The organism is Pseudomonas sp. BNK-45 (genome assembly GCF_047456255.1).
Taxonomy (GTDB): Bacteria; Pseudomonadota; Gammaproteobacteria; order Pseudomonadales; family Pseudomonadaceae; genus Aquipseudomonas.
Genome location: NZ_CP179909.1, coordinates 5,560,018 through 5,581,464 on the forward strand (window position 1 = coordinate 5,560,018; position 21,447 = coordinate 5,581,464).

The following is a 21,447-nucleotide window of genomic DNA, read 5'->3' on the forward strand; positions in this document are numbered from 1 at the left end:
GCCTGCCGGCACAAGACTCGGACAGACCACCAAGATGTCGAGGTGAACATGTACAACTGGATCAGCGCCCTCGCCGACCTGCAGACCCAGGGAGAGCCCTGCGTGCTGGTGACCATCATCGAAGAACTCGGTTCGACGCCGCGCAACGCCGGCTCGAAGATGGTCGTCAGCGCCACCCGGGCGTTCGACACCATCGGCGGCGGCCACCTGGAATACAAGGCCATGCAGATCGCCCGGGAGATGCTCGCCGCCGGCAAGCAGGCCACCCACCTGGAGCGCTTCAGCCTTGGCGCCAGCCTCGGCCAATGCTGCGGCGGTGCCACGGTGCTGCTGTTCGAGCCCATGGGCCAGGTACAGGCGCAGATCGCCGTGTTCGGCGCCGGACACGTCGGCCGCGCCCTGGTGCCGCTACTGGCCAGCCTGCCCTGCCGGGTACGCTGGATCGATTCCCGGGAACAGGAGTTCCCGGAACAGATTCCCCCGGGCGTGCACAAGATCGTCAGCGAAGAGCCGGTGGAAGAAATCGACAACCTGCCTCCTGGCAGCTACTGCATCGTCATGACCCATAATCACCAACTGGACCTGGAACTGACCGCCGCCCTGCTCAAGCGCAACGACTTTGCCTATTTCGGCCTGATCGGCTCGAAGACCAAACGGGTCAAGTTCGAGCATCGCCTGCGCGACCGCGGTTTCGACGCCGCCACCCTGCAACGCATGCGCTGCCCGATGGGCCTGGGCGAAGTCAAAGGCAAGTTGCCTGTGGAAATCGCCATCTCCATCGCCGGTGAGATCATCGCCACCTATAACGCCCATTTCGGCCAGCCCAGCGCCAGCGCCGAACCCATTGCCAAACTGCTGCCGGCTTCGCGCCGCAGTCAGGCTTCGAACTGAAACGCCACACACCGAGAATCCCCATGCCTTTAACTCGCAAAGCCTACCGAGCCGCCATCCTGCACAGCATCGCCGACCCGGCCGAAGTCGGCATCGAAGCCTCCTACGAGTATTTCGAAGACGGCCTGCTGGTGGTCGAGGACGGCCGGATCAGCGCCCTCGGCCACGCCAGCGAACTGCTGGCCAACCTGCCCGCCCAGGTGCAGGTCGAGCACTATCCGGATGCCCTGATCACCCCCGGCTTCATCGACACCCATATCCACCTGCCCCAGACCGGCATGGTCGGTGCCTACGGCGAGCAACTGCTGGACTGGCTGAACACCTACACCTTCCCCTGCGAAAGCCAGTTCGCCGACCAGACCCACGCCGATGAAGTGGCGGACATCTTCATCAAGGAACTGCTGCGCAACGGCACCACCACCGCCCTGGTGTTCGGCAGCGTGCACCCGCAGTCGGTCAACGCGTTCTTCGAAGCCGCCGAGAAACTCGACCTGCGGATGATCGCCGGCAAAGTGATGATGGACCGCAACGCCCCGGACTACCTGACCGACACCGCCGAATCCGGCTACCAGGAAAGCAAGGCGCTGATCGAGCGCTGGCACGGCAAGGGCCGCCTGCACTACGCCGTCACTCCGCGCTTCGCGCCGACCAGTACCCCGGAGCAACTGACCCTGGCCGGCCAGTTGCTGACCGAGTACCCCGACCTCTACATGCAGACCCACATCAGTGAAAACCTGCAGGAAATCGAATGGGTCAAGGCACTGTTCCCGGAGCGCAAGGGCTACCTCGACGTCTACGACCACTACCAGTTGCTGGGTGAGCGTTCAGTGTTCGCCCACGGCGTGCACCTGTGCGACGAGGAATGCGCGCGCCTGGCGCAGACCGGCTCGGCCGTGGCCTTCTGCCCGACCTCGAACTTCTTCCTCGGCAGCGGCCTGTTCAACCTGCCGATGGCGGAAAAGCACAAGCTCAACGTTGGCCTGGGCACCGACGTCGGTGGCGGTACCAGCTTCTCGCTGCTGCAGACACTCAACGAGGCCTACAAGGTCATGCAACTGCAAGGCGCGCGCCTGAGCCCGTTCAAGTCGCTGTACCTGGCAACCCTGGGCGGCGCCCGGGCCCTGCGTCTGGAGGACAAGATCGGCACCCTGCACCCGGGCACCGACGCCGACTTCGTGGTCCTCGATTACCACGCCACACCGCTGCTCAGCTACCGCCTGAAGCAGGCCAAGAGCATCGCCGAAACCCTGTTCGTGCTGATGACCCTGGGGGATGACCGCACCGTGCTGCAGACCTACGCCGCCGGCCGGCAGGTGCACCAGCGCTGACCTTGCGAAAATGAAAATCCCCCGTTCGACAGCGTCGCACGGGGGATTTTTTGTCTGCACCCTGAAGCGGGTTGCACGGAACCTAGAAGGTCACTTCCAGGTTCAGGGTGGGCGCCGAGGTCCGCGTGCCACGTCCGCCGTCCACCCCGAACTTGTTATGCCAGTACTCGTAGCCAACCCCCAGGTACAGGTTGGGCTTGACGTTCTTGCCCGGCAGCACGGCCACCATCAGCGAACTGCGCAGCAGGGTTTCCGGAGCGGTGTCGCGGTAGTTGTAGTCGTGGCCCTTTTCCCCGGTGTAGTTGATGAAACCCTGGAACTTGGCCGCGTGGCTGCCGACTTCGAAAGGTCGCATCCAGGCCAGGTTGAGCAGGTAGGTGTCATCGAAGGTGTGGTCCGGATCCTTGGCCCCGGGGATCCCCGAATGGTTGTTTTCCTTGTAGTACAGCAAGCTCAGGTCAAGGACGCCGACGGTGTTGAACTTGAGGGTCGGACCGAAGACCAGGGCGCGCTTCTTCGCCGATCCCAGGTTGTTGTTGCGGCTGGCGTCAAACCCCAGGGTCAGCGCGTAGTCCTTGATCAGGCCGGTGCCCAGAGGCGTATCCAGGACCCGGGAGGCAAAGAGCTGGTGACGGTATACACCGTAGACTTCGCTGCTGCCCTTGTCGGTGCCCTTGCGCGGATCGTCGCTATCGGAAAGCAGCACGTCCAGGTGCAGGTAGTTGCTGCCGTACTGGTAGCCGCTGGCGTGGGTGAAGCTGTAGATGCGCTTGCTGATGTAGTGCGGGTTGTTCGGATTGGTGAACTCCTTGCCGTACCGAAAGCCGACGCTGTTGTTCATCCACTCCAGGGCGGCCGCTTCCCCTGCTCCGATCAACGTCATCAGCAGGGTTGCGCCTTGTAATGCCTTTTTCATTTTTATTATGTCCTGTGGCGGTGTGGCGTTAGGCAGCTTCGCTGGCTGCCGACCGCACGCAGTATCGGCACAAGCGCCATAGGGCCCAAAGAACAGAATATCGACCAGGGCGCTGCCAAAACGGCAACAGCGCCTGTAACCATGGACTCAGAGCACCGGCTGGCCAAAGACCCGCTCGGCCCGTTCACGAATGGCGATCTCTTCGCTGAGCAGATGGGCCAGCGCCTCCACCGCGCTGGGCAGTTCGCGCCCGCTGCGCGCGTAGAGTCCCAGGTCGCTGTAGATCCCGCCCTGATCGCTCAGGGGGATGTGCACCAGTTCGCCCTTGCTCAGATCGGCTTCCACCCCGACCCGGGTCTGGAACGCCACGCCCATGTTGTGCCGGGCCATCTGCCGCGCCAGTTCCATGGAGTTGCTCTGCAATGGCGGCTTGTCCAGCAGCCCCAGGCGCTTGTGCAACGGCGCCAGCAGGTGATGGATCGACAGCTCGCTCTTGGCCAGGATCAGGCCGTGCTCGGCACAGGTGGCGAAGTTGACGCTGCCCCGCTCGGCCAGGGGATGGTCGGGACTGACCAGGGCCCCCAGGCGAAAATGCCCGACACTCAACGGGCGAATCTCCGGGGCGCGGGGCAAGGCGAAGGCCAGGCCCAGGTCGGCGCGACTGTTGATCAAGGCCAGGGGAATCGATTGCGACCCCTGGACCGTGACGCCGATGGTCACCTGCGGATAGTGCTCGCGCATGCGCTTGAGCACCGAGGGCAGCAGGTCCACGGTGGCGCCTTCCACGGTGGCGATCTCGACGTGCCCGCTGCGCAAGCCACGCAGGGCGTCGAACTCCAGGCGCACCCGCTCCAGGTCCTGCAACACCAGATTGACGTGGCGACTGAGGATCTCCCCGGCCAGGGTCAGGCGCAGGCCACCGGGCAAGCGCTCGAACAGCGGCGCCCCGATTTCGTCCTCGATCTTCAGAATCTGCCGGTTCACCGCCGAAGACGCGACATTCAGGCGCCGGGCCGCCTCGCGAATCGAATGGCAGCGCTGCACCATGTCGAAGTAATGGATGGCGGAGGAATGAATACGTAGCGTTCTGCCGCTCATGCCGCAGGCTCCTTGCGCAGGACCAGAGGCGCACGGACTCGCCTGCCATGCGCATTGAAGCAGGCACTGTATACAATACTTTAGCAAAGTTAAAACAATCTGCCGGACGCGCCGGCAAACCTGAGGCCAAACAAAAATCCCCCGCTGCGCGAGCCGCGCGGCGGGGGATTTTCAGAGCGGATCCAGGCTTACAGCTTGGCGCTGGGCCGTCCCGGCTTCTTGGTCTGCAGCAGGTGCGAGAACACCGCGTGCAGGTCGTCCGAGGCGCTTTCCTCGTCGAGATTGAGCTTGCTGTCGATGTGATCCATGTGATGCATCATCAGGTTCACCGCCAGCTCGCCATCCCGGGCTTCGATGGCGTCGATCAGTTGAGTGTGCTCATCGTAGGAACAATGGGAGCGGTTGCCACTTTCATACTGGGCGATGATCAGCGAGGTCTGGGACACCAGGCTGCGCTGGAAGCTGATCAGCGGAGCATTCTTCGCCGCCTCGGCCAGCTTCAGGTGGAACTCCCCGGACAGGCGGATGCCGGCGCCACGATCACCCCGGGAAAAGCTGTCGCGCTCCTCGTTGACCATCTGCCGCAACTCCAGCAGTTGCTCGGCGGTGGCATGCTGCACCGCCAGCTCGGTGATGGCCCGCTCCACCAGGCGCCGGGCGAGGAATACCTGACGGGCTTCCTCGACACTCGGGCTGGCAACCACCGCCCCGCGATTGGGCCGCAGCAGCACCACGCCCTCATGGGCCAGGCGCGACAGGGCGCGACGGATGATGGTCCGACTGACTCCGAATATTTCTCCCAACGCCTCCTCGCTCAACTTGGTGCCGGGCGCCAGGCGCTGCTCGAGGATGGCCTCAAAGATGTGCGCGTAGACAATATCGTCCTGGGTTCCGCTGCGACCGGCTTTGCCTGCTCGCGGTTGTTTCTTGAGAGGTTGCAACTGTTCGTTCATGGGCACTCGGGTCGGGAGGACTGCGGCGATTTCGGCGTGACTGTAATACGTCACGGTGGGTCGCTGGCAAGTATCGCGTTAAAACAGGGGCACATTGTACACAACCACTGGGGATCATTAGTAAAAAGTGTTAATGACCCCCACACTCTTTCAGCGACTGTACGGCTATTTGTAGTCACGGCTGTATTGCAATGCAAAGTTGCTTTTAAGTTTAGGCTTGAACCCTGAACCCCTTCACCGGCCCGTTGCTCGCGCATGATTCGAGCGATGTTCGCTGGACGTGGGTTTTGTGTCTTTCAAGAACAAGGAATAGCAGTAATGTCCGACGCCACACCCGCGCAATTACGCCCCCTGGCGGACACTTCGCCCTCAGCCATCGTGGCCGGTTTCATCGCCATGATGACCGGCTACACCAGTTCGCTGGTGCTGATGTTCCAGGCCGGACAAGCCGCCGGCCTGACCAGCGGTCAGATTTCTTCGTGGATCTGGGCCATTTCCATTGGCATGGCGATCTGCAGCATCGGCCTGTCCCTGCGCTATCGCACCCCGATCACCATTGCCTGGTCGACACCGGGCGCCGCCCTGCTGATCACCAGCCTGTCCGGCGTCACCTACGGCGAAGCCATCGGCGCCTACATCACCTGTGCCGTGCTGGTTACCCTGTGCGGGCTCACCGGCAGCTTCGAGCGCCTGGTGAAAAAGATCCCGGTTTCCCTGGCAGCGGCCCTGCTGGCGGGGATCCTGTTCAAGATCGGCAGCGAGATTTTTGTCGCCGCCCAGCACCGCACCGGCCTGGTCCTGGGGATGTTCTTCACCTACCTGGTGGTCAAGCGCCTGTCGCCGCGCTACGCGGTGCTGGCCGCGCTGCTGATCGGCACGGCCCTGTCGGGCGCCATGGGCCTGCTGGACTTCAGCGGCTTTCACCTGGAAGTGGCGACACCGGTCTGGACCACGCCACACTTCTCCCTGGCGGCCACCATCAGCATCGGCATTCCCCTGTTCGTGGTGGCCATGACCTCGCAGAACATGCCCGGGATCGCCGTGCTGCGGGCCGACGGCTACAAGGTTCCGGCCTCGCCGCTGATCACCGCCACCGGCTTTGCCTCGCTGCTGCTGGCGCCATTCGGCTCCCATGGCATCAACCTGGCGGCCATCAGCGCCGCCATCTGCACCGGGCCCCACGCCCATGAAGATCACGGCAAGCGCTACACCGCGGCGGTGTGGTGCGGGATTTTCTACGGCATCGCCGGGGTCTTTGGCGCCACCCTGGCCGCGCTGTTCGCGGCCCTGCCCAAAGAGCTGGTGCTGTCCATCGCCGCCCTGGCACTGTTCGGCTCGATCATCAACGGCTTGAGCATCGCCATGAGTGAAGTGAAGGAGCGCGAGGCCGCGTTGATCACCTTCATGGTCACGGCCTCGGGGCTGACGCTGTTTTCCATTGGCTCGGCGTTCTGGGGAATTGTCGCCGGGGTGATCACCTTGATGATTCTGAATTGGCGCAGTGCCTGAAGGGCTTTGCCGGCCAATAGCGCCCACGACGAAACCCGGGGCTGGCCCGTGGCAGTGGCGAGAAACACAAGGAAAAATTCGACAGGCCGCCCAAGCAGGACAGCAACGCATGAGCGGCCCGGACGGGCCGCTCATGCATGACATCACGCGACTGGGTTGATCGCGTTGTCCGGGTACCAGACGTCCAGCAGCGGGCTGACTTCAACGTTGGTCAGCTCGGTGCGTGCCTTGAGCCAGGCTTCAACGGTGGCGCGCTGCTCTTCGCTCACGGAACCGCGCTTGCTCAGGCAAACCAGACCGAAGTCGTCGCCGCCTACATAGCCCAGGCCGTTGGCTTCCATCGCTTCTTTGAGGAATGCGTCGAGGAAAGCGTCAATAGCTTCGTCAGCCAGATCTTCTTTGAAATCCAGGTTCAGCTCAAAACCCAGCTCCTGAAATTCATCTACGCAGAGTTTTTTGCGCAGACGGCGGGAACGGTTAGTGGCCATGGAACAATCCTCATAAGTAATAACGGGCGGCACTTTACCAGTTTAGGCGGGCGATTGCCTGACTCTATGAGGACGCGGTCGTGCCATTGGTAAAAAAAATACCGCCCCGGCGGGCCGTGGCACGGCACAAGCCGCTATACCTTGGGGCATAATGCCGACACTTTCATGACCACTGAGGGATTTTATCTGCATGCCCTCGCCTTTTTTCCCCTCGACTGCAGGGTTCAATTTCATATGATCAAATCGTTGCGTCCTCTTCTGCTGGCCAGTGTTTTCCTCCCCCTGGCCTTCCCCGCCTCCGCGGCCCCGGTCAACACCACCCTGACACCCAAGGTTCAACAAGCCCTCAAGGCCAGCAAACTCCCGGACAACGCCCTGTCGCTGGTGATGATTCCGCTGAACGGCCCGGGCACCCCGACGATTTTCAACGCCGATGTATCCGTCAACCCGGCCTCCACCATGAAGCTGGTCACCACCTACGCGGCCCTGGAAATGCTCGGCCCGACCCACCAGTGGAAGACCGAGTTCTACACCGACGGCACCCTCAGCGGCGGCATTCTCAATGGCAACCTGTACCTCAAGGGCGGCGGCGACCCCAAGCTGAACATGGAAAAGCTCTGGCTTTTGATGCGCGACCTGCGAGCCAATGGCGTGCAGCAAGTCACCGGCGACCTGGTGCTGGATCGCAACTACTTCGTGCAACCGCAACTGCCGGAGTTCAATGACGACGGCAATGACGAGAACAAACCCTTCCTGGTCAAGCCCGATGCGCTGATGGTCAACCTCAAGGCCCTGCGCTTTGTCGCCCGCAACGATTCCGGGCGCGTACTGGTGTCGGTGGAGCCGCCGATCGCCAAGATCCGCATCGACAATCAGGTCAAGGCGGTCAACACCAAGCAATGCACCGGTGACGTGCGCTACAACCCGGTCACCCAGGCCGATGGCAGCGTGATCGTCACCGTCGGTGGCCAGTTGGGCGATGGCTGCAGCTCCCAGACCTACCTGTCGCTGCTGGACCACGCCACCTACACCGCCGGCGCGGTGCGGGCGATCTGGAGCGAACTGGGCGGCAGCATCCAGGGCCAGGACCGCCTGGCGGTGGTGCCCAAGGACGCCAAGGTGCTGGCCCGGGCCTTCTCTCCGGACCTGGCGGAAATCATCCGCGACATCAACAAGTACAGTAACAACACCATGGCCCAGCAGTTGTTCCTGAGCCTGGGAGCCAAGTACCGCAATGAAGCCGATGGCGATGACGCCAAGGCCGCCCAGCGCGTGGTGCGCCAGTGGCTGGCGAAGAAAGGCATCACCGCGCCGCACCTGGTGATGGAGAACGGCTCCGGCCTGTCCCGTGCCGAACGGGTCAGCGCCCGCGAAATGGCCGGCCTGCTGCAAGCGGCGTGGAAGAGTCCCTACGCCGCCGAGTTCATCAGTTCGATGCCGATTGCCGGCATGGACGGCACCATGCGCAAGCGCCTCAAGCGCACCGCCATGTCCGGTGAAGCCCACATCAAGACCGGCACCCTGAACACCGTCCGCGCCATTGCCGGCTACAGCCGCGATGACAACGGCAACACCTGGGCGGTGGTTGCCATCCTCAACGATCCACGGCCGTTCGGCGCCTCTTCGGTGTTGGATCAGGTGCTGCTGGATCTGTATCGCCAGCCCAAACTGGCTACCAGCGCTTCGCCGCTGTAACGCCCCGGGCCGACGGCGGCGGCCCCGCGTCGCCGTCGCCGTTCAGGGAAACTCGGCCTGAACCCGGTCGCGGCCGGCCTGCTTGGCGGCATAGACCCCGGAGTCGGCCCGCAACAGCAAGCCATCGGCCCCCTCGCCCTCACGCCAGCTGGCGATACCGAAACTGGCGGTGACCCTGCCCACCGGCGCGATCGGCGAACTGCGCAAGCCTTGCCACAGCTCCTGGGCCAGGATCAGCGCCTGGCGGGCGCTGGTGTCCGGGCACAGAACCATGAACTCCTCGCCCCCCAGACGGCAGAACACATCGGTGCGTCGCAGCCGCCGGCCAATGCGCTCGCACAGCCCTCGCAGCACCTGGTCCCCCACGCCGTGGCCGTACTGGTCGTTGATCCGCTTGAAGTGGTCGACATCCAGCATGATCACCGCCATTTCGCCGCCACCCCGCTCCAGGCGCTGCATTTCGCTCTGCAACTGCTCCTGGAAATAGCGCCGGTTGTGAATTCCGGTCAGCGAATCGGTGACCGACAAGGCCCGCAGTTCTTCCTCGACCCGCTTGAGATCGGAGATATCCGAGATATAGCCGTGCCATAGAACCCCACCACCACTCAGGCTTTCCGGGGTCGCCGCCCCGCGCATCCAGCGCAACCCCCGTTGCGGCAGGCAGACCCGGTATTCCTCGCGCCATGGACTCAACTGCTGGGCGGAAATCCGGATCGACTCGCGTACCCGTTGCACATCCTCGGGATGGATCCGCCCAAACACCGCCTCGGCATCCTCCTGCAGCAACTGCGGCTCGATCTCGTAGATCTCGCGAATGCCATCGCTGGCGTAGGTAAAGCTGGCATGGCCATCGGCGTCCAGCTTGAACTGATAGATGCCGCCGGGAACATGGGCACTGAGCCTGTTCAGCAACCGGTCCCTGGCCGCCAGGGCTTCATGCACCCGCTTACGCTCGGTGATATCGATGCAGATCGCCAGGTGGCCGATCCACAGCCCCTGATCGTCCAGCACCGGGGTCGCCAGCATGTTCACTTGCAGGTGGCTACCGTCGCGTCGCACCAGGGTCCATTCCCGGGCCTCATGCCCACCGGCCATGCCCTCTTCCACCAGCATCGCCCGGGACACCTCGATGGGCTTGCCATAGCGCTGGCTGAGGCTGTGGGCCCATGCTTCCAGCTCCTGGGGCAGGTGCAGGCTTTCCAGGGTCAGGTGCCCCACCGCCTCGCTGCTGCGGTAACCCAGCATCTGCTCGGCGCCGGCATTGAAGGTGCTGATGACCCCGCGCAAGTCGGTGGCGATGATCGCCACCTGGGTGGCGGCATTGAGCACGCTGCGCAACTGACTGTGGGTCCCGCGCAGCTCCTGCTCGCGACTGCGCAGCTCACCGGTGCGCTGTTCGACCAGGGCCAGGGCCCGTTGCCGCTGACTCACCAGCACGTAGAGCAAGGCGCTGAGCAGCAGGCTGAGCAAGCTGCCGAGGATCACCAGGCTGGTCAATGAAGAATGATTGGCATGCAGGAACGCCGCGCTGGGGCGGATTTCCACTTGATAATCCCGATCCGCCAGCCGCAGCAGACGGCTGGCACTCAGGTGACTGGTGACCGGCAGGTTGTTCGATTCATACAGCACCTCATGCTGGCCCTCGGCGGACAGATCGAGGATCCGCACCGACAGGTTGTCACTGGCCGAGGCCGGCAAGCCGTCCGCCACCAGTTGCCGCAGGCTGATCACCGCCAGCACATAGCCATAGGGCCTGCCCTGGGGCGATGGGTCATCCAGGGCGCGCCTGACCGGCGCCGCCAGCAGCACCCCGCGGGCATAGGCCGGATCCACCGCCACCAGATGCATCGGCGGCGAAACCGCCAGGCCATTGAGCACCCGGGCACGCTCCAGCGTGGCCCGACGCAGCGGCTGGGCCAGCAGGTCATACCCCAGGGGCGAGCCCAAGGGACTCTGGGTCTGGCTGTAGAGCACCGGCGCGTACTCATCCTGGTCACCGGCCGGCTCCATCTGCCCCGCCGCGTTCAGTTGCACGATGGCAAATCCCGGCTGCCCCTCACGGCGCACCGCCTGCTCGAAATCCGCCCGCTGGGCACGACTGATCAGCGGCGCAAAGGCATAGGCCTGAGTACGACGCAGCAGAGGCTTGGCGTACCCCTCGAAGTCCTGGCGAGTCACATGATCGGAATTGACAAAGAAACGCCGCAAACCGTCCAGGCGTTGCTCCTGGTCTTGAAAGCGCTCTTCGATGCGGCTGTAGCGTTCGCTGACCAGCAACTGAAAGCGCTGGCGCAACTGCTGCTTGTTCAGGTTGTAAGTGGACCAGGCCAAGAGTCCGGTGAGAATGCTGCCCGCGAGCAACACCAGCACCGCCACCAGCCAGGCCGAGACCTCTTCACTAATGAAACCCAGGATTTTCGGGCGTACCACATGCAACGGCATAAGTAGAACTCATCACGCCAGCGAGTTTGGGTGTCATCCGGATCAAGTGAGAGTTATAGCCATTAGCCATTAATTTGACCAGCGCTAAACAGCCTCCAAAGCCCGAAAAATCGGGCCTTGGGGGACTTATCCGGCCATCAGCGGGCGGTGATTTTCCAGGCCCGGTGAATCTTGCTGTTGCGGGCAAAATCCGGGTCGATGGTTTTTGCCGTGATCTCTTCGACCTGATAATGCGTCGCGAGGTTCTCATCCAACTGGAACTTGCGGAAGTTGTTGGAGAAGTACAGCACGCCACCTGGGGCCAGGCGCGCCATTGCCAGGTCCAGCAACTGCACCTGGTCGCGCTGCACGTCGAACACCCCTTCCATGCGCTTGGAGTTGGAGAAGGTCGGCGGGTCGATGAAGATCAGGTCGAACTCGTCGCGGCAGCTGTCCAGCCAGGCCATCACGTCGCCCTGCTCCAGGCGGTTCTTGTCGGAGAAACCGTTGAGCGAGAAGTTGCGTCGCGCCCAGTCCAGGTAGGTTTTCGACAGGTCGACACTGGTGGTGCTGCGCGCCCCGCCCTTGGCCGCATGCACGCTGGCCGTGGCGGTGTAGCAGAACAGATTGAGGAAGCGCTTGCCGGCGGCCTCCTGCTGAATCCGCATGCGCATCGGCCGGTGATCGAGGAACAGCCCGGTATCCAGGTAGTCGGTGAGGTTCACCAGCAGCTTGACCCCGCCTTCGCGGACTTCGGTGAACTGGCCCTGGGCACTCTGGCGCTCGTATTGCTTGGTGCCGCTCTGACGCTCGCGACGCTTGATCACCACCCGGCTCTTGTCCACGTTCAGCGCCTGGGGAATCGCCGCCAGGGCATCGAACAGACGGGCCTGGGCCTTCTCCGGGTCCACCGACTTGGGCGCCGCGTATTCCTGCACGTGCACCCAGTCCTGATACAGATCGATGGCCAGGGAGTATTCCGGCATGTCGGCATCGTAGACCCGGTAGCACTCGACGCCTTCGCGCTTGGCCCATTTGCCCAGCAGCTTGAGGTTCTTCTGCAGGCGGTTGGCGAACATCTGCCCGCCTTCGCTCAAGCGTGCCTGTTCGACCACCGGGGCCGGAGCCGGTGCCGGCTTGATCGGATTGCCATTCTTGTTGAACTGGCGCACTGGTGCCTCGTCCGCGGCGGCCTGGGCCTGCTCGCGTTCCACCTGACGCTGTTCGGCGGTGCGCCGCTCGCCGGTGACGAACTGATCCGGCAGGACCTTGATCAGCAACAGCTTGCACGGCAAGGCGCCGTTCCAGAACGAGTACTGCTTGTGGCTGCGGATGCCCATGCGCTTGCCCAGGTCCGGAGCGCCGGTGAACACCGCCGCCTCCCAGTTGAGACAGGCCTGACGCAGGCGTTCACCGAGGTTCTGGTAGAGGTACAGCAGGCTGGCTTCATCACCCAGGCGCTCGCCGTAGGGCGGGTTGCAGATCACCAGGCCTTTCTGGTTCTGGTCCGGACGCGGTTCGAAGGTGCCGACTTCACCCTGATAGATCTTGATCCAATCGCTCAGGCCGGCACGCTCGACGTTGTTGCGACCCGGCTGGATCAGGCGCGGATCGGCCTCATAACCACGGATCCACAACGGCGGCCTGGCCAGGCCGGCCTGGGCCCGGGCCAGCGCTTCGTCATGCAGCTTGCGCCACAGCGCCGGCACGTGGCCGAGCCAGGCGGTGAAGCCCCACTGCTCGCGCTTGAGGTTGGGCGCGATGTCGGCGGCGATCATCGCGGCTTCCACCAGGAAGGTGCCGACACCGCACATCGGGTCGGCCAGGGCGCCGCCCTGGGCGGCAATACGTGGCCAGCCGGCACGGATCAGGATCGCCGCCGCCAGGTTTTCCTTGAGCGGCGCGGCGCCTTGCTGCAGACGATAGCCACGCTGGTGCAGGCTGTGGCCGGACAGGTCCAGGGAGAGAATGGCTTCGCCGCGATCCAGGCGCAGGTGGATGCGCAAATCCGGGTTGAGCTTGTCCACCGAAGGACGCTCGCCGGTCGGGGTGCGCAGTTTGTCGACGATGGCGTCCTTGACCTTCAAGGCGCCGAAGTGGGTGTTGTCGATCCCCGAACCATGGCCGCTGAATTCCACCGCCAGGGTGCCGTCAGCCAGCATGTGGTCCTGCCAGTCGACATCCAGCACGCCGTGGTAGAGGTCCTCGGCATCCTTCATCGGGAAGCGCTTGAGCACCAGCAGCACCCGGTTGGCCAGGCGCGACCACAGGCACAGGCGATAGGCCGTCTCCATGTCGGCCATGCCGCGCACGGCAGAAGTGTGCTCACGCGCTTGCTCAAGGCCAAGCCCGACGGCTTCCTCGATCAGCAGGCCTTCAAGGCCTTTGGGACAGGTGAGGAAGAGTTCGTAACGATCCGACATGGGAGTACCAGAGCCTTTGGCAATAAGTGAACGGGCAACGCATCGCCCGCTCGGTTTTCAATCAAGCGCTTTTCTTCAAGAGCGCTCGTGTGGCACGAAACTGTGCCGTCCCACCCCGGCAGGCAGGCTTTCTTGCAGGGCAAAAGAGCTTTGAGGCCGGGACAGATAAAAAGTCAGGGCAACAAAATGACATAAGTCGACCCTTCGTCGAATAGTAGTTGAGTGCAACCGTTCGACATTCTCACTAAAGCATTAACCTCATCATCTAGTCAGAGGCTGATCACAGCGGGCTTCGCCTGACAAACAGGCGACAAAACCACTCCCGGCTTATGGCCTGGACAGCAATATCGTTACGTCCTTATGACAAAACGATCATTCACTTGCTGTGACCTATTGGTTAGAACTCACCACAGGTTGACGCCGCAATGACGTCAACATCAAAGCTCGCCACGCCGGCAGCGAGCACCAACGGCAGAGACATTCTGCCCGACCTCAGAAGAAGGTCGACGGGACATAAAGCAGTCAACAAGTGAGGGAAACACCCTATGAGAAGACTAAAGCGTGATCCGTTGGAAAGAGCATTTTTACGCGGATATCAGTATGGCGTTAATGGCAAGTCCCGTGAGCTTTGCCCATTTACTCTACCGTCGGTACGCCAAGCCTGGATCAACGGCTGGCGCGAAGGACGCGGCGACAACTGGGACGGTATGACAGGCACTGCGGGCATCCACAGACTCAACGAACTTCGCGCTGTCGGCTGATCAGGGCACATTCCGACACCTACAACTTGAATAGATGACGACTTAACCACGCACGCCCCATCCGGGCGGCGGGCTTCGGCCCAGGGGCTCCTTCGAGGAGCCCTTTTTTATGCCTGCCGTCCTTGCCCTCTCAGCCCATGGCCGCGATAGCGTCCACCGACTCGCGAATCAACGCCGGGCCCTTATAGATGAAGCCCGAATACAGCTGCACCAGGCTGGCACCCGCGGCGATTTTCTCAGCCGCGTGCTTGCCTTCGGTGATGCCGCCCACGGCAATGATCGGCAAACGGCCGGCCAGCTCGGCGGCCAACACCTTGACCGTATGGGTGCTCTTGTCGCGCACCGGCGCGCCTGACAGGCCGCCCGCCTCATCACCATGCTCCAGGCCTTCGACGCCTTCGCGACTCAGGGTGGTGTTGGTGGCGATCACCGCATCCATGCCGGTTTCCAGCAAGGCCCGGGCCACTTCCACGGTTTCTTCGTCGCTCATGTCCGGAGCGATCTTGATCGCCAGCGGCACCCGCTTGCCGTGGATAACCGCCAGCTCCTGCTGGCGCCGGCTCAGGGCTGCCAAAAGCTGTTTGAGCGACTCGCCAAATTGCAGGTTGCGCAGCCCCGGCGTGTTGGGCGAGCTGACGTTGACCGTGACATAGCTGGCATGGGCGTAGACCTTGTCCAGGCAGATCAGGTAGTCGTCCACCGCCCGCTCCACCGGGGTATCGAAGTTCTTGCCAATATTGATCCCCAGCACGCCCTTGTATGACGAAGCGGCAACTCGCGACAGCAGGTTATCGACCCCCAGGTTGTTGAAGCCCATGCGATTGATGATGGCTTCGGCCTGGGGCAGGCGGAAGATCCGCGGCTTGGGATTGCCCGGCTGCGGACGCGGGGTGACGGTGCCGATCTCGACAAAACCGAAACCCAGCTGGGCAAAGCCGTCGATGGCCGCACCGTTCTTGTCCAGGCCGGCGGCCAGACCCACCGGGTTGGCAAACTCCAGGCCCATGACCTTGACCGGCAACTGGGCCGGCGCCTTGCACAGCAGACCGTTAAGCCCCAAACGCCCGCCCGCACCGATCAGGTCCAGGGACAGATCGTGGGAGGTTTCCGGGGAGAGTTTGAACAGCAGCTGGCGGGCCAGGGTATACATGGGCGGGATGAACTCGGTTGGCGGCGAAATTGGCCGCCGATTATAGCCGCGCCCGGGGCTTGCAGGCGAGGCGCACAAGCAAATCCCCGGCAATGGCATATGCCTTGCACCCCTTTTGCGCATCAAACCCGAGCCAATGGCGGCCCGGGCTCAAGGACAACGGCGTCGTCACCTGCGCGGGCTTGGCCCGGCCCGCGGGTACGACGCTTTTTTATGCAAGGTGCCCCGTCATGACTGAACGCCCAAACACCCCGCTGGCCTGGGTCAACGGCAGCGATGCCCCGGAAAAGTCCGCCATCGACCTGGGCTTCATGGCCCTGACCGATTGCGCCTCGGTGGTGGTCGCCGCCACCCAGGGCTTCGCCCAGCCCTACGGACTGACCCTGAACCTCAAGCGCCAGAGCTCCTGGGCCAGCCTGCGGGACAAGCTGGTGAGCGGCGAACTGGATGCCACCCACAGCCTGTACGGCCTGATCTACGCGGTGCACCTGGGCATCGGCGGGACCAGCCCCTGCGACATGGCGGTGCTCATGGGCCTGAACCAGAACGGCCAGAGCATCAACCTGTCCCGCGAGCTGCAGGCCCTCAAGGTGACCAGCCCTGAAGCACTCGACCGCCACGTGCACCAAAGCCGGGCGCGCCTGACCTTCGCCCAGACCTTCCCCACCGGCACCCACGCCATGTGGCTCTACTACTGGCTGGCCAGCCAGGGCATCCACCCGCTGCAGGATGTCGACAGCGTGGTGGTGCCGCCGCCGCAGATGGTCGCCCACCTGCAGGCCGGGCGCATCGACGGTTTCTGTGTCGGCGAGCCGTGGAGCGCCAGCGCGGTGCAGCAGGACCTGGGCTTCACCCTGGCCACCAGCCAGGCGATCTGGCCCGACCACCCGGAAAAGGTCCTCGGCTGCACCCGCGCCTTCGTCGAGCAATACCCCAACACCGCCCGCGCCCTGGTGATGGCGATCCTCGAAGCCAGCCGCTTCATCGAGCAAAGTCCGGAAAACCGCCGCAGCACCGCCCAGCTCCTGAGCGCCGCCGACTACCTGAATGCCCCGCTGGCCTGCATCGAACCGCGACTGCTGGGGGACTACGCCGACGGCCTGGGCAATCGCTGGCAGGACCCTCATGCCCTGCGCTTTCACCAGCACGGCACCGTCAACCTGCCCTACCTGTCCGACGGCATGTGGTTCATGACCCAGTTCCGCCGCTGGGGCCTGCTGCGCGAGGACCCGGACTACCTCGGCGTCGCGCGCCAGGTGCAACAGCTGGAGCTGTACCGCGAAGCCGCTGGCGCGCTGGGCATCGCCGCCTGGGGCCAGGACATGCGCAGCAGCCAACTGATCGACGGCAAGGTCTGGGACGGTTCACAGCCTGCCGCCTATGCCCGCAGCTTCCGCCTGCACGCCCTCAACGACTCACCGTCCCTTGTCGCCCAGCGCTGACCGGAGCCCGCCACCATGCTGCGTATCCTGCTGATCAACGACACCGCGAAGAAAGTCGGCCGGCTCAAGGCTGCTCTGAGCGAGGCCGGCTTCGAGGTGATCGACGAATCCGGCCTGACCATCGATCTGCCCGGACGCGTCGAAACAGTGCGTCCGGACGTGATCCTGATCGATACCGAATCACCCAGCCGCGACGTCATGGAGCAAGTGGTGCTGGTCAGCCGCGACCAGCCCCGACCCATCGTGATGTTCACCGACGAACACGACCCGGGGGTGATGCGCCAGGCGATCAAGTCCGGGGTCAGCGCCTATATCGTCGAAGGCATCCAGGTCCAGCGCCTGCAACCCATCCTCGACGTGGCCATGGCGCGCTTTGAAAGCGACCAGGCCCTGCGCGCGCAACTCCAGGCCCGGGACCAGCAACTGGCCGAACGCAAGCGCATCGAACTGGCCAAGGGCCTGCTGATGAAAATGAAGGACTGCGACGAAGAACAGGCCTACACCCTGATGCGCCGCCAGGCCATGAGCAGGCAGCAGAAACTGATCCAGGTGGCGGAACAGATCATCGCCATGCAGGAACTGCTGGGCTGACCTGCGCCCCGTAGGAGCCGGCTTGCCGGCGAATAGGCCTCTGAACCTTGTGCCAGTCTTGAGGGCGCCTTCGCTGGCAAGCCAGCTCCTACAGCGAGCCTGCCCATGCCAGCCAACATGGCCGCCGGTTGGCTCGGCTCTTGCTATCAAATCCACAACGGTAACCAACGGCGGTTGCCCACCTACGACAAAGACGTCGCGCGCCCTGCTCGCCCACCGCGAGCCGGACGCCGACGTCTTTGTCGTTCTGGCCCCACTGAACGGGGCCGGTGGCGCGGCTGCACGGCGCTCCACCTGCAAGCTCATGACGGCTCCAACGACCCCTATCAGCTGAGGTGCGCGATGAATTCAAGCTTCTGGAAATCCGGCCATACCCCGACCCTGTTTGCAGCCTTCCTGTATTTCGACCTGAGCTTCATGGTCTGGTACCTGCTGGGCCCTCTGGCGGTGCAGATCGCCGCCGATCTGCACCTGAGCACCCAGCAACGCGGCCTGATGGTGGCGACGCCAATCCTCGCCGGTGCTGTGCTGCGCTTCATCATGGGCCTGCTGGCCGACCGCCTGTCACCGAAAACCGCCGGCCTGATCGGCCAGGTGATAGTCATCGGCGCCCTGTTCGTGGCCTGGAAACTGGGCATCCACAGCTATGAACAAGCATTGTTGCTGGGGGTGTTCCTCGGCATGGCCGGTGCTTCCTTCGCAGTGGCCCTGCCCCTGGCCTCACAATGGTATCCGCCGCAACACCAGGGCAAGGCCATGGGCATCGCCGGTGCCGGCAACTCCGGCACCGTGTTCGCCGCCCTGATCGCCCCGCTGCTGGCGGCGGCTTTCGGCTGGAGCAATGTCTTCGGCTTCGCCCTGATCCCGCTGATCCTGACCCTGGCGCTGTTCGCCTGGCTGGCGCGAAACGCTCCCGAGCGCCCTCGCGCCAAGTCCATGGGCGACTACTTCAAGGCCCTGGGCGACCGTGACAGCTGGTGGTTCATGTTTTTCTACAGCGTGACCTTCGGCGGCTTCATCGGCCTGGCCAGCGCCTTGCCCGGCTACTTCAACGACCAGTACGGCCTGAGCCCGGTGACCGCCGGCTACTACACCGCCGCCTGCGTCTTCGGCGGCAGCCTGATGCGCCCCCTGGGCGGCGCCCTGGCCGACCGCTTCGGCGGCATCCGCACCTTGCTGGCGATGTACGGCGTGGCCGTGGTGTGCATCGCCGCCGTGGGTTTCAACCTGCCCAGCTCCTACGCCGCACTGGCCTTGTTCGTCTGCACCATGCTGGGCCTGGGCGCGGGCAATGGCGCGGTGTTTCAACTGGTGCCGCAGCGCTTTCGCCGGGAAATCGGGGTCATGACCGGACTGATCGGCATGGCCGGGGGCATCGGCGGTTTCGCCCTGGCCGCGGGCATGGGCGCCATCAAGCAGAGCAGCGGCAGCTACCAACTGGCCCTGTGGCTGTTCGCCAGCCTCGGAGTCCTGGCCTGGTTCGGCCTGCATGGGGTCAAGCGCCGCTGGAGAACCACCTGGGGCTCCGCCGCCGTCACCGCAGCACGGGTCTGAGCAGGTCATGGGCCTGCAACTGAGTCACGCCGAGGCCAGCGCCAGCGGCCCGCGGGCGGAGAACCAGGACGCCCTGCGCCGGGTCACCCCGGCGCCGGAGCTGGCCGCCAGCAAAGGACTGCTGTTCGCCATCGCCGATGGCGTCAGCCAATGTGCCGATGGCGGCCTCGCCGCGCGTTCCAGCCTGCAGGCCCTGGCCCTGGACTACTACGCCACCCCGCAGACCTGGGCCGTGGCCGAAGCCCTGGAACGCCTGCTGAGCGCGCAGAATCGCTGGCTCCAGGCCAATGGCGGCGGCCAGCCCCTGCTCACCACCCTCAGCGCCCTGGTGTTGCGAGGGCAGCGCTTCACCCTGGCCCATGTCGGCGACTGCCGGGTCTATCGCTGGCACCAGCAGCAACTGCAACGCATCAGCCAGGACCATGTCTGGGAGCAACCGGGCATGCAGCATGTGCTCAAGCGCGCCCTGGGCCTGGACCAGCACCTGGTGGTGGATTTTCTCGATGGCGAACTGCGCCAGGGCGAATGCTTCCTGATGCTCAGCGACGGCGTCTGGGCCACCCTGGGCGACAGCGCCATCGCCGCCATCCTGCGCGACCAGCCGGACCTGGACCGCGCGGTGGCCACCCTGGTCAGTGCCGCGCACCTGGCCGGCAGCCAGGACAATGCCAGCGCACTGCTGGTGCGGGTCGACGCACTGGGGGAACGCAGCATTGGCGATGCCCTGCTGCACCTGCGGCAATGGCCCCTGCCACCGCCGCTGAAACCGGGGCAGCAGTTCGAGGGCTGGCAGGTCGAGGCACTGCTCAACCACAGCCGGCAAACGCTGCTGTATCGGGTGCGTGACGAACAGCAACAGGCCTGGCTGCTGAAAACCCTGCCGGCGGCCCTGCACGACGACCGGGCGGCCTGCCAGGGGTTGCTCTCCGAAGAGTGGCTGCTGCGCCGCGTGGCCGGGCGGCACTTTCCCCAGGTGCACGGCGGCACGGCGCGCCAGCACCTGTATTACCTGATGCGCGAACACCCCGGGCGCACCCTGCAACAGCTGTTTCGCCACAGCGGCCCTTTGCCCCTGGACCAGTGGCAATCCCTGGCCGAGCGCCTGTTGCGGGCCGTTGGCCTGCTGCACCGGCGGCAGATCCTGCATCGCGACATCAAGCCGGACAACCTGCTGCTAGGGGACGACGGCGAACTGCGGATTCTGGATTTCGGCCTGGCCTACTGCCCGGGCTTGTCGGCGGACCCGGCGCACCTGCTGCCCGGCACCCCGGGCTACATCGCCCCGGAAGCCTTCACCGGCGAACCTCCGAGCCCGCAACAGGACCTCTATGCGGTGGGCGTCAGCCTGTATTACCTGCTGACCGGGCACTATCCCCACGGCGAGATCGAAGCCTTCCAGCGCCCGCGCTTCGGCGCCGCGGTGCCTCCCAGCCGCTACCGCCCAGACCTGCCTGAATGGCTGGAGCAAAGCCTGGAACGCGGAGTCTGTGCCGACCCGGCCCAGCGCTATGAAACGGCGGAAGAATGGCTGCTGGCGCTGGAACAGGGTGAACGCCGCAGCCTGAGCCCCCGCCCGCGGCCCTGGCTGGAACGGGAGCCGCTGAAGGTCTGGCGAGGCATCGCCCTGCTCGCCCTGCTGCTGAACCTGATGTTGCTGCTGGCCCTGCTGCATCGCTGACGCCACCAGGTGGCGGGCACAACCTTTCAATCTCCCGATAACCTCCAGCCTCCTCAGCCCCACCTACGCCTCCTGCGGAGCCGTTCGCAGCCTGCGGCAGCGGCTACCCCCCCCTATTGGCAGCTGGTGTAACCGCTGTCGAGCCAAAGCGAGGCTGCGAAACTACCCAAACCCCTTCAGCATTGGCAGCTGGTGTAGCCGCTGTCGAGCCAAAGCGAGGCTGCGAAACTACCCAAACCCCTTCAGCATTGGCAGCTGGTGTAGCCGCTGTCGAGCCAAAGCGAGGCTGCGAAACTACCCAAACCCCTTCAGCATTGGCAGCTGGTGTAGCCGCTGTCGAGCCAAAGCGAGGCTGCGAAAAGCTCCGCAGGACTTGCCTGGCGATCCCCCACCCAGCAGCCGCCGCAAAGAGCCGAAAGAGGGCGTGACGCCTCGATTCGGTGCGCCAGCCGGACTCGGTCGGCACAGAATCGTCACCAGGGCCCGATAAAACCGCGCCCTCGACAACCTGGCACAAGCGCTGCATGACATCAGGCAACAGACATCAAG

General features: G+C 64.1%; 16 protein-coding genes. 9 read left to right on the forward strand and 7 right to left on the reverse strand.

The genetic code is table 11. From position 1 onward, the window contains the following. Window positions 1–48 precede the first annotated feature (48 nt). Together xdhC and guaD are read left to right on the forward strand one after the other, a co-directional pair. On the forward strand, window positions 49–891 hold the full coding sequence (gene xdhC / locus ACMGG8_RS25070; RefSeq protein ID WP_060838307.1) for a xanthine dehydrogenase accessory protein XdhC: 843 nt from the start codon (window positions 49–51) through the stop codon (window positions 889–891). A gap of 23 nt (window positions 892–914) precedes the next feature. Then, a complete protein-coding gene (guaD, locus tag ACMGG8_RS25075) occupies window positions 915–2,219 on the forward strand; it encodes a guanine deaminase (RefSeq protein ID WP_414158636.1) in 1,305 nt (434 codons plus the stop codon). An 82-nt stretch (window positions 2,220–2,301) separates the two neighbouring features. On the opposite strand, the gene ACMGG8_RS25080 is transcribed toward guaD, so the two are convergent. The 3 genes from ACMGG8_RS25080 to ACMGG8_RS25090 form a co-directional block, all read right to left on the reverse strand. Continuing rightward, a complete protein-coding gene (locus ACMGG8_RS25080) occupies window positions 2,302–3,135 on the reverse strand; it encodes a hypothetical protein (protein ID WP_060838305.1) in 834 nt (277 codons plus the stop codon). Between the two features lie 147 nt (window positions 3,136–3,282). Then, the gene (locus ACMGG8_RS25085) at window positions 3,283–4,233 is read right to left on the reverse strand and encodes a LysR family transcriptional regulator (protein ID WP_414158637.1); all 951 of its coding nucleotides are present in this window, start codon (window positions 4,231–4,233) and stop codon (window positions 3,283–3,285) included. A gap of 188 nt (window positions 4,234–4,421) precedes the next feature. Then, window positions 4,422–5,186: a GntR family transcriptional regulator gene (locus ACMGG8_RS25090; RefSeq protein ID WP_011060203.1), complete on the reverse strand. Its 765-nt coding sequence runs from the start codon at window positions 5,184–5,186 to the stop codon at window positions 4,422–4,424. Window positions 5,187–5,504: 318 nt separating this feature from the next. Here ACMGG8_RS25090 and ACMGG8_RS25095 point away from each other — a divergent pair, with 318 nt between their 5' ends. Beyond that, entirely contained in the window at window positions 5,505–6,695 is a 1,191-nt protein-coding gene (locus tag ACMGG8_RS25095; protein WP_414158638.1) for a benzoate/H(+) symporter BenE family transporter, read from the forward strand. Between the two features lie 143 nt (window positions 6,696–6,838). Here the strand turns inward: ACMGG8_RS25095 and ACMGG8_RS25100 are convergent, their stop codons facing one another. Then, window positions 6,839–7,183, reverse strand: coding sequence for a YggL family protein (locus ACMGG8_RS25100; protein ID WP_047284881.1), 345 nt, complete (start codon window positions 7,181–7,183; stop codon window positions 6,839–6,841). 234 nt (window positions 7,184–7,417) lie between these two features. Between ACMGG8_RS25100 and dacB the strand changes: the two genes are divergently transcribed. Next, on the forward strand, window positions 7,418–8,878 hold the full coding sequence (gene dacB, locus ACMGG8_RS25105) for a D-alanyl-D-alanine carboxypeptidase/D-alanyl-D-alanine-endopeptidase (protein ID WP_060838302.1): 1,461 nt from the start codon (window positions 7,418–7,420) through the stop codon (window positions 8,876–8,878). 42 nt (window positions 8,879–8,920) lie between these two features. On the opposite strand, the gene ACMGG8_RS25110 is transcribed toward dacB, so the two are convergent. Both ACMGG8_RS25110 and rlmKL read right to left on the reverse strand, forming a co-directional pair. After that, complete coding sequence (locus ACMGG8_RS25110; protein ID WP_060838301.1) at window positions 8,921–11,320, reverse strand: diguanylate cyclase; 2,400 nt, start codon at window positions 11,318–11,320, stop codon at window positions 8,921–8,923. A gap of 137 nt (window positions 11,321–11,457) precedes the next feature. After that, window positions 11,458–13,722, reverse strand: coding sequence for a bifunctional 23S rRNA (guanine(2069)-N(7))-methyltransferase RlmK/23S rRNA (guanine(2445)-N(2))-methyltransferase RlmL (rlmKL, locus tag ACMGG8_RS25115; RefSeq protein ID WP_414158639.1), 2,265 nt, complete (start codon window positions 13,720–13,722; stop codon window positions 11,458–11,460). Between the two features lie 545 nt (window positions 13,723–14,267). Here rlmKL and rmf point away from each other — a divergent pair. Continuing rightward, window positions 14,268–14,483, forward strand: coding sequence for a ribosome modulation factor (gene rmf / locus ACMGG8_RS25120; RefSeq protein ID WP_016965693.1), 216 nt, complete (start codon window positions 14,268–14,270; stop codon window positions 14,481–14,483). Window positions 14,484–14,613: 130 nt separating this feature from the next. Here the strand turns inward: rmf and ACMGG8_RS25125 are convergent, their stop codons facing one another. After that, a complete protein-coding gene (locus ACMGG8_RS25125) occupies window positions 14,614–15,633 on the reverse strand; it encodes a quinone-dependent dihydroorotate dehydrogenase (RefSeq protein WP_414158640.1) in 1,020 nt (339 codons plus the stop codon). Window positions 15,634–15,863: 230 nt separating this feature from the next. Here ACMGG8_RS25125 and ACMGG8_RS25130 point away from each other — a divergent pair, with 230 nt between their 5' ends. From ACMGG8_RS25130 to ACMGG8_RS25145, 4 genes are all read left to right on the forward strand, one after another. Then, a complete protein-coding gene (locus tag ACMGG8_RS25130; RefSeq protein WP_414158641.1) occupies window positions 15,864–17,075 on the forward strand; it encodes a CmpA/NrtA family ABC transporter substrate-binding protein in 1,212 nt (403 codons plus the stop codon). Between the two features lie 15 nt (window positions 17,076–17,090). Further along, window positions 17,091–17,666: an ANTAR domain-containing response regulator gene (locus ACMGG8_RS25135; protein ID WP_060838297.1), complete on the forward strand. Its 576-nt coding sequence runs from the start codon at window positions 17,091–17,093 to the stop codon at window positions 17,664–17,666. Window positions 17,667–18,008: 342 nt separating this feature from the next. Continuing rightward, window positions 18,009–19,220 carry a nitrate/nitrite transporter gene (locus tag ACMGG8_RS25140; protein ID WP_060838296.1) on the forward strand — a complete coding sequence of 404 codons (1,212 nt, stop codon included), beginning with the start codon at window positions 18,009–18,011 and terminating at the stop codon, window positions 19,218–19,220. Window positions 19,221–19,227: 7 nt separating this feature from the next. Further along, window positions 19,228–20,898: a protein kinase domain-containing protein gene (locus tag ACMGG8_RS25145; RefSeq protein ID WP_414158642.1), complete on the forward strand. Its 1,671-nt coding sequence runs from the start codon at window positions 19,228–19,230 to the stop codon at window positions 20,896–20,898. Window positions 20,899–21,447: the final 549 nt, after the last annotated feature.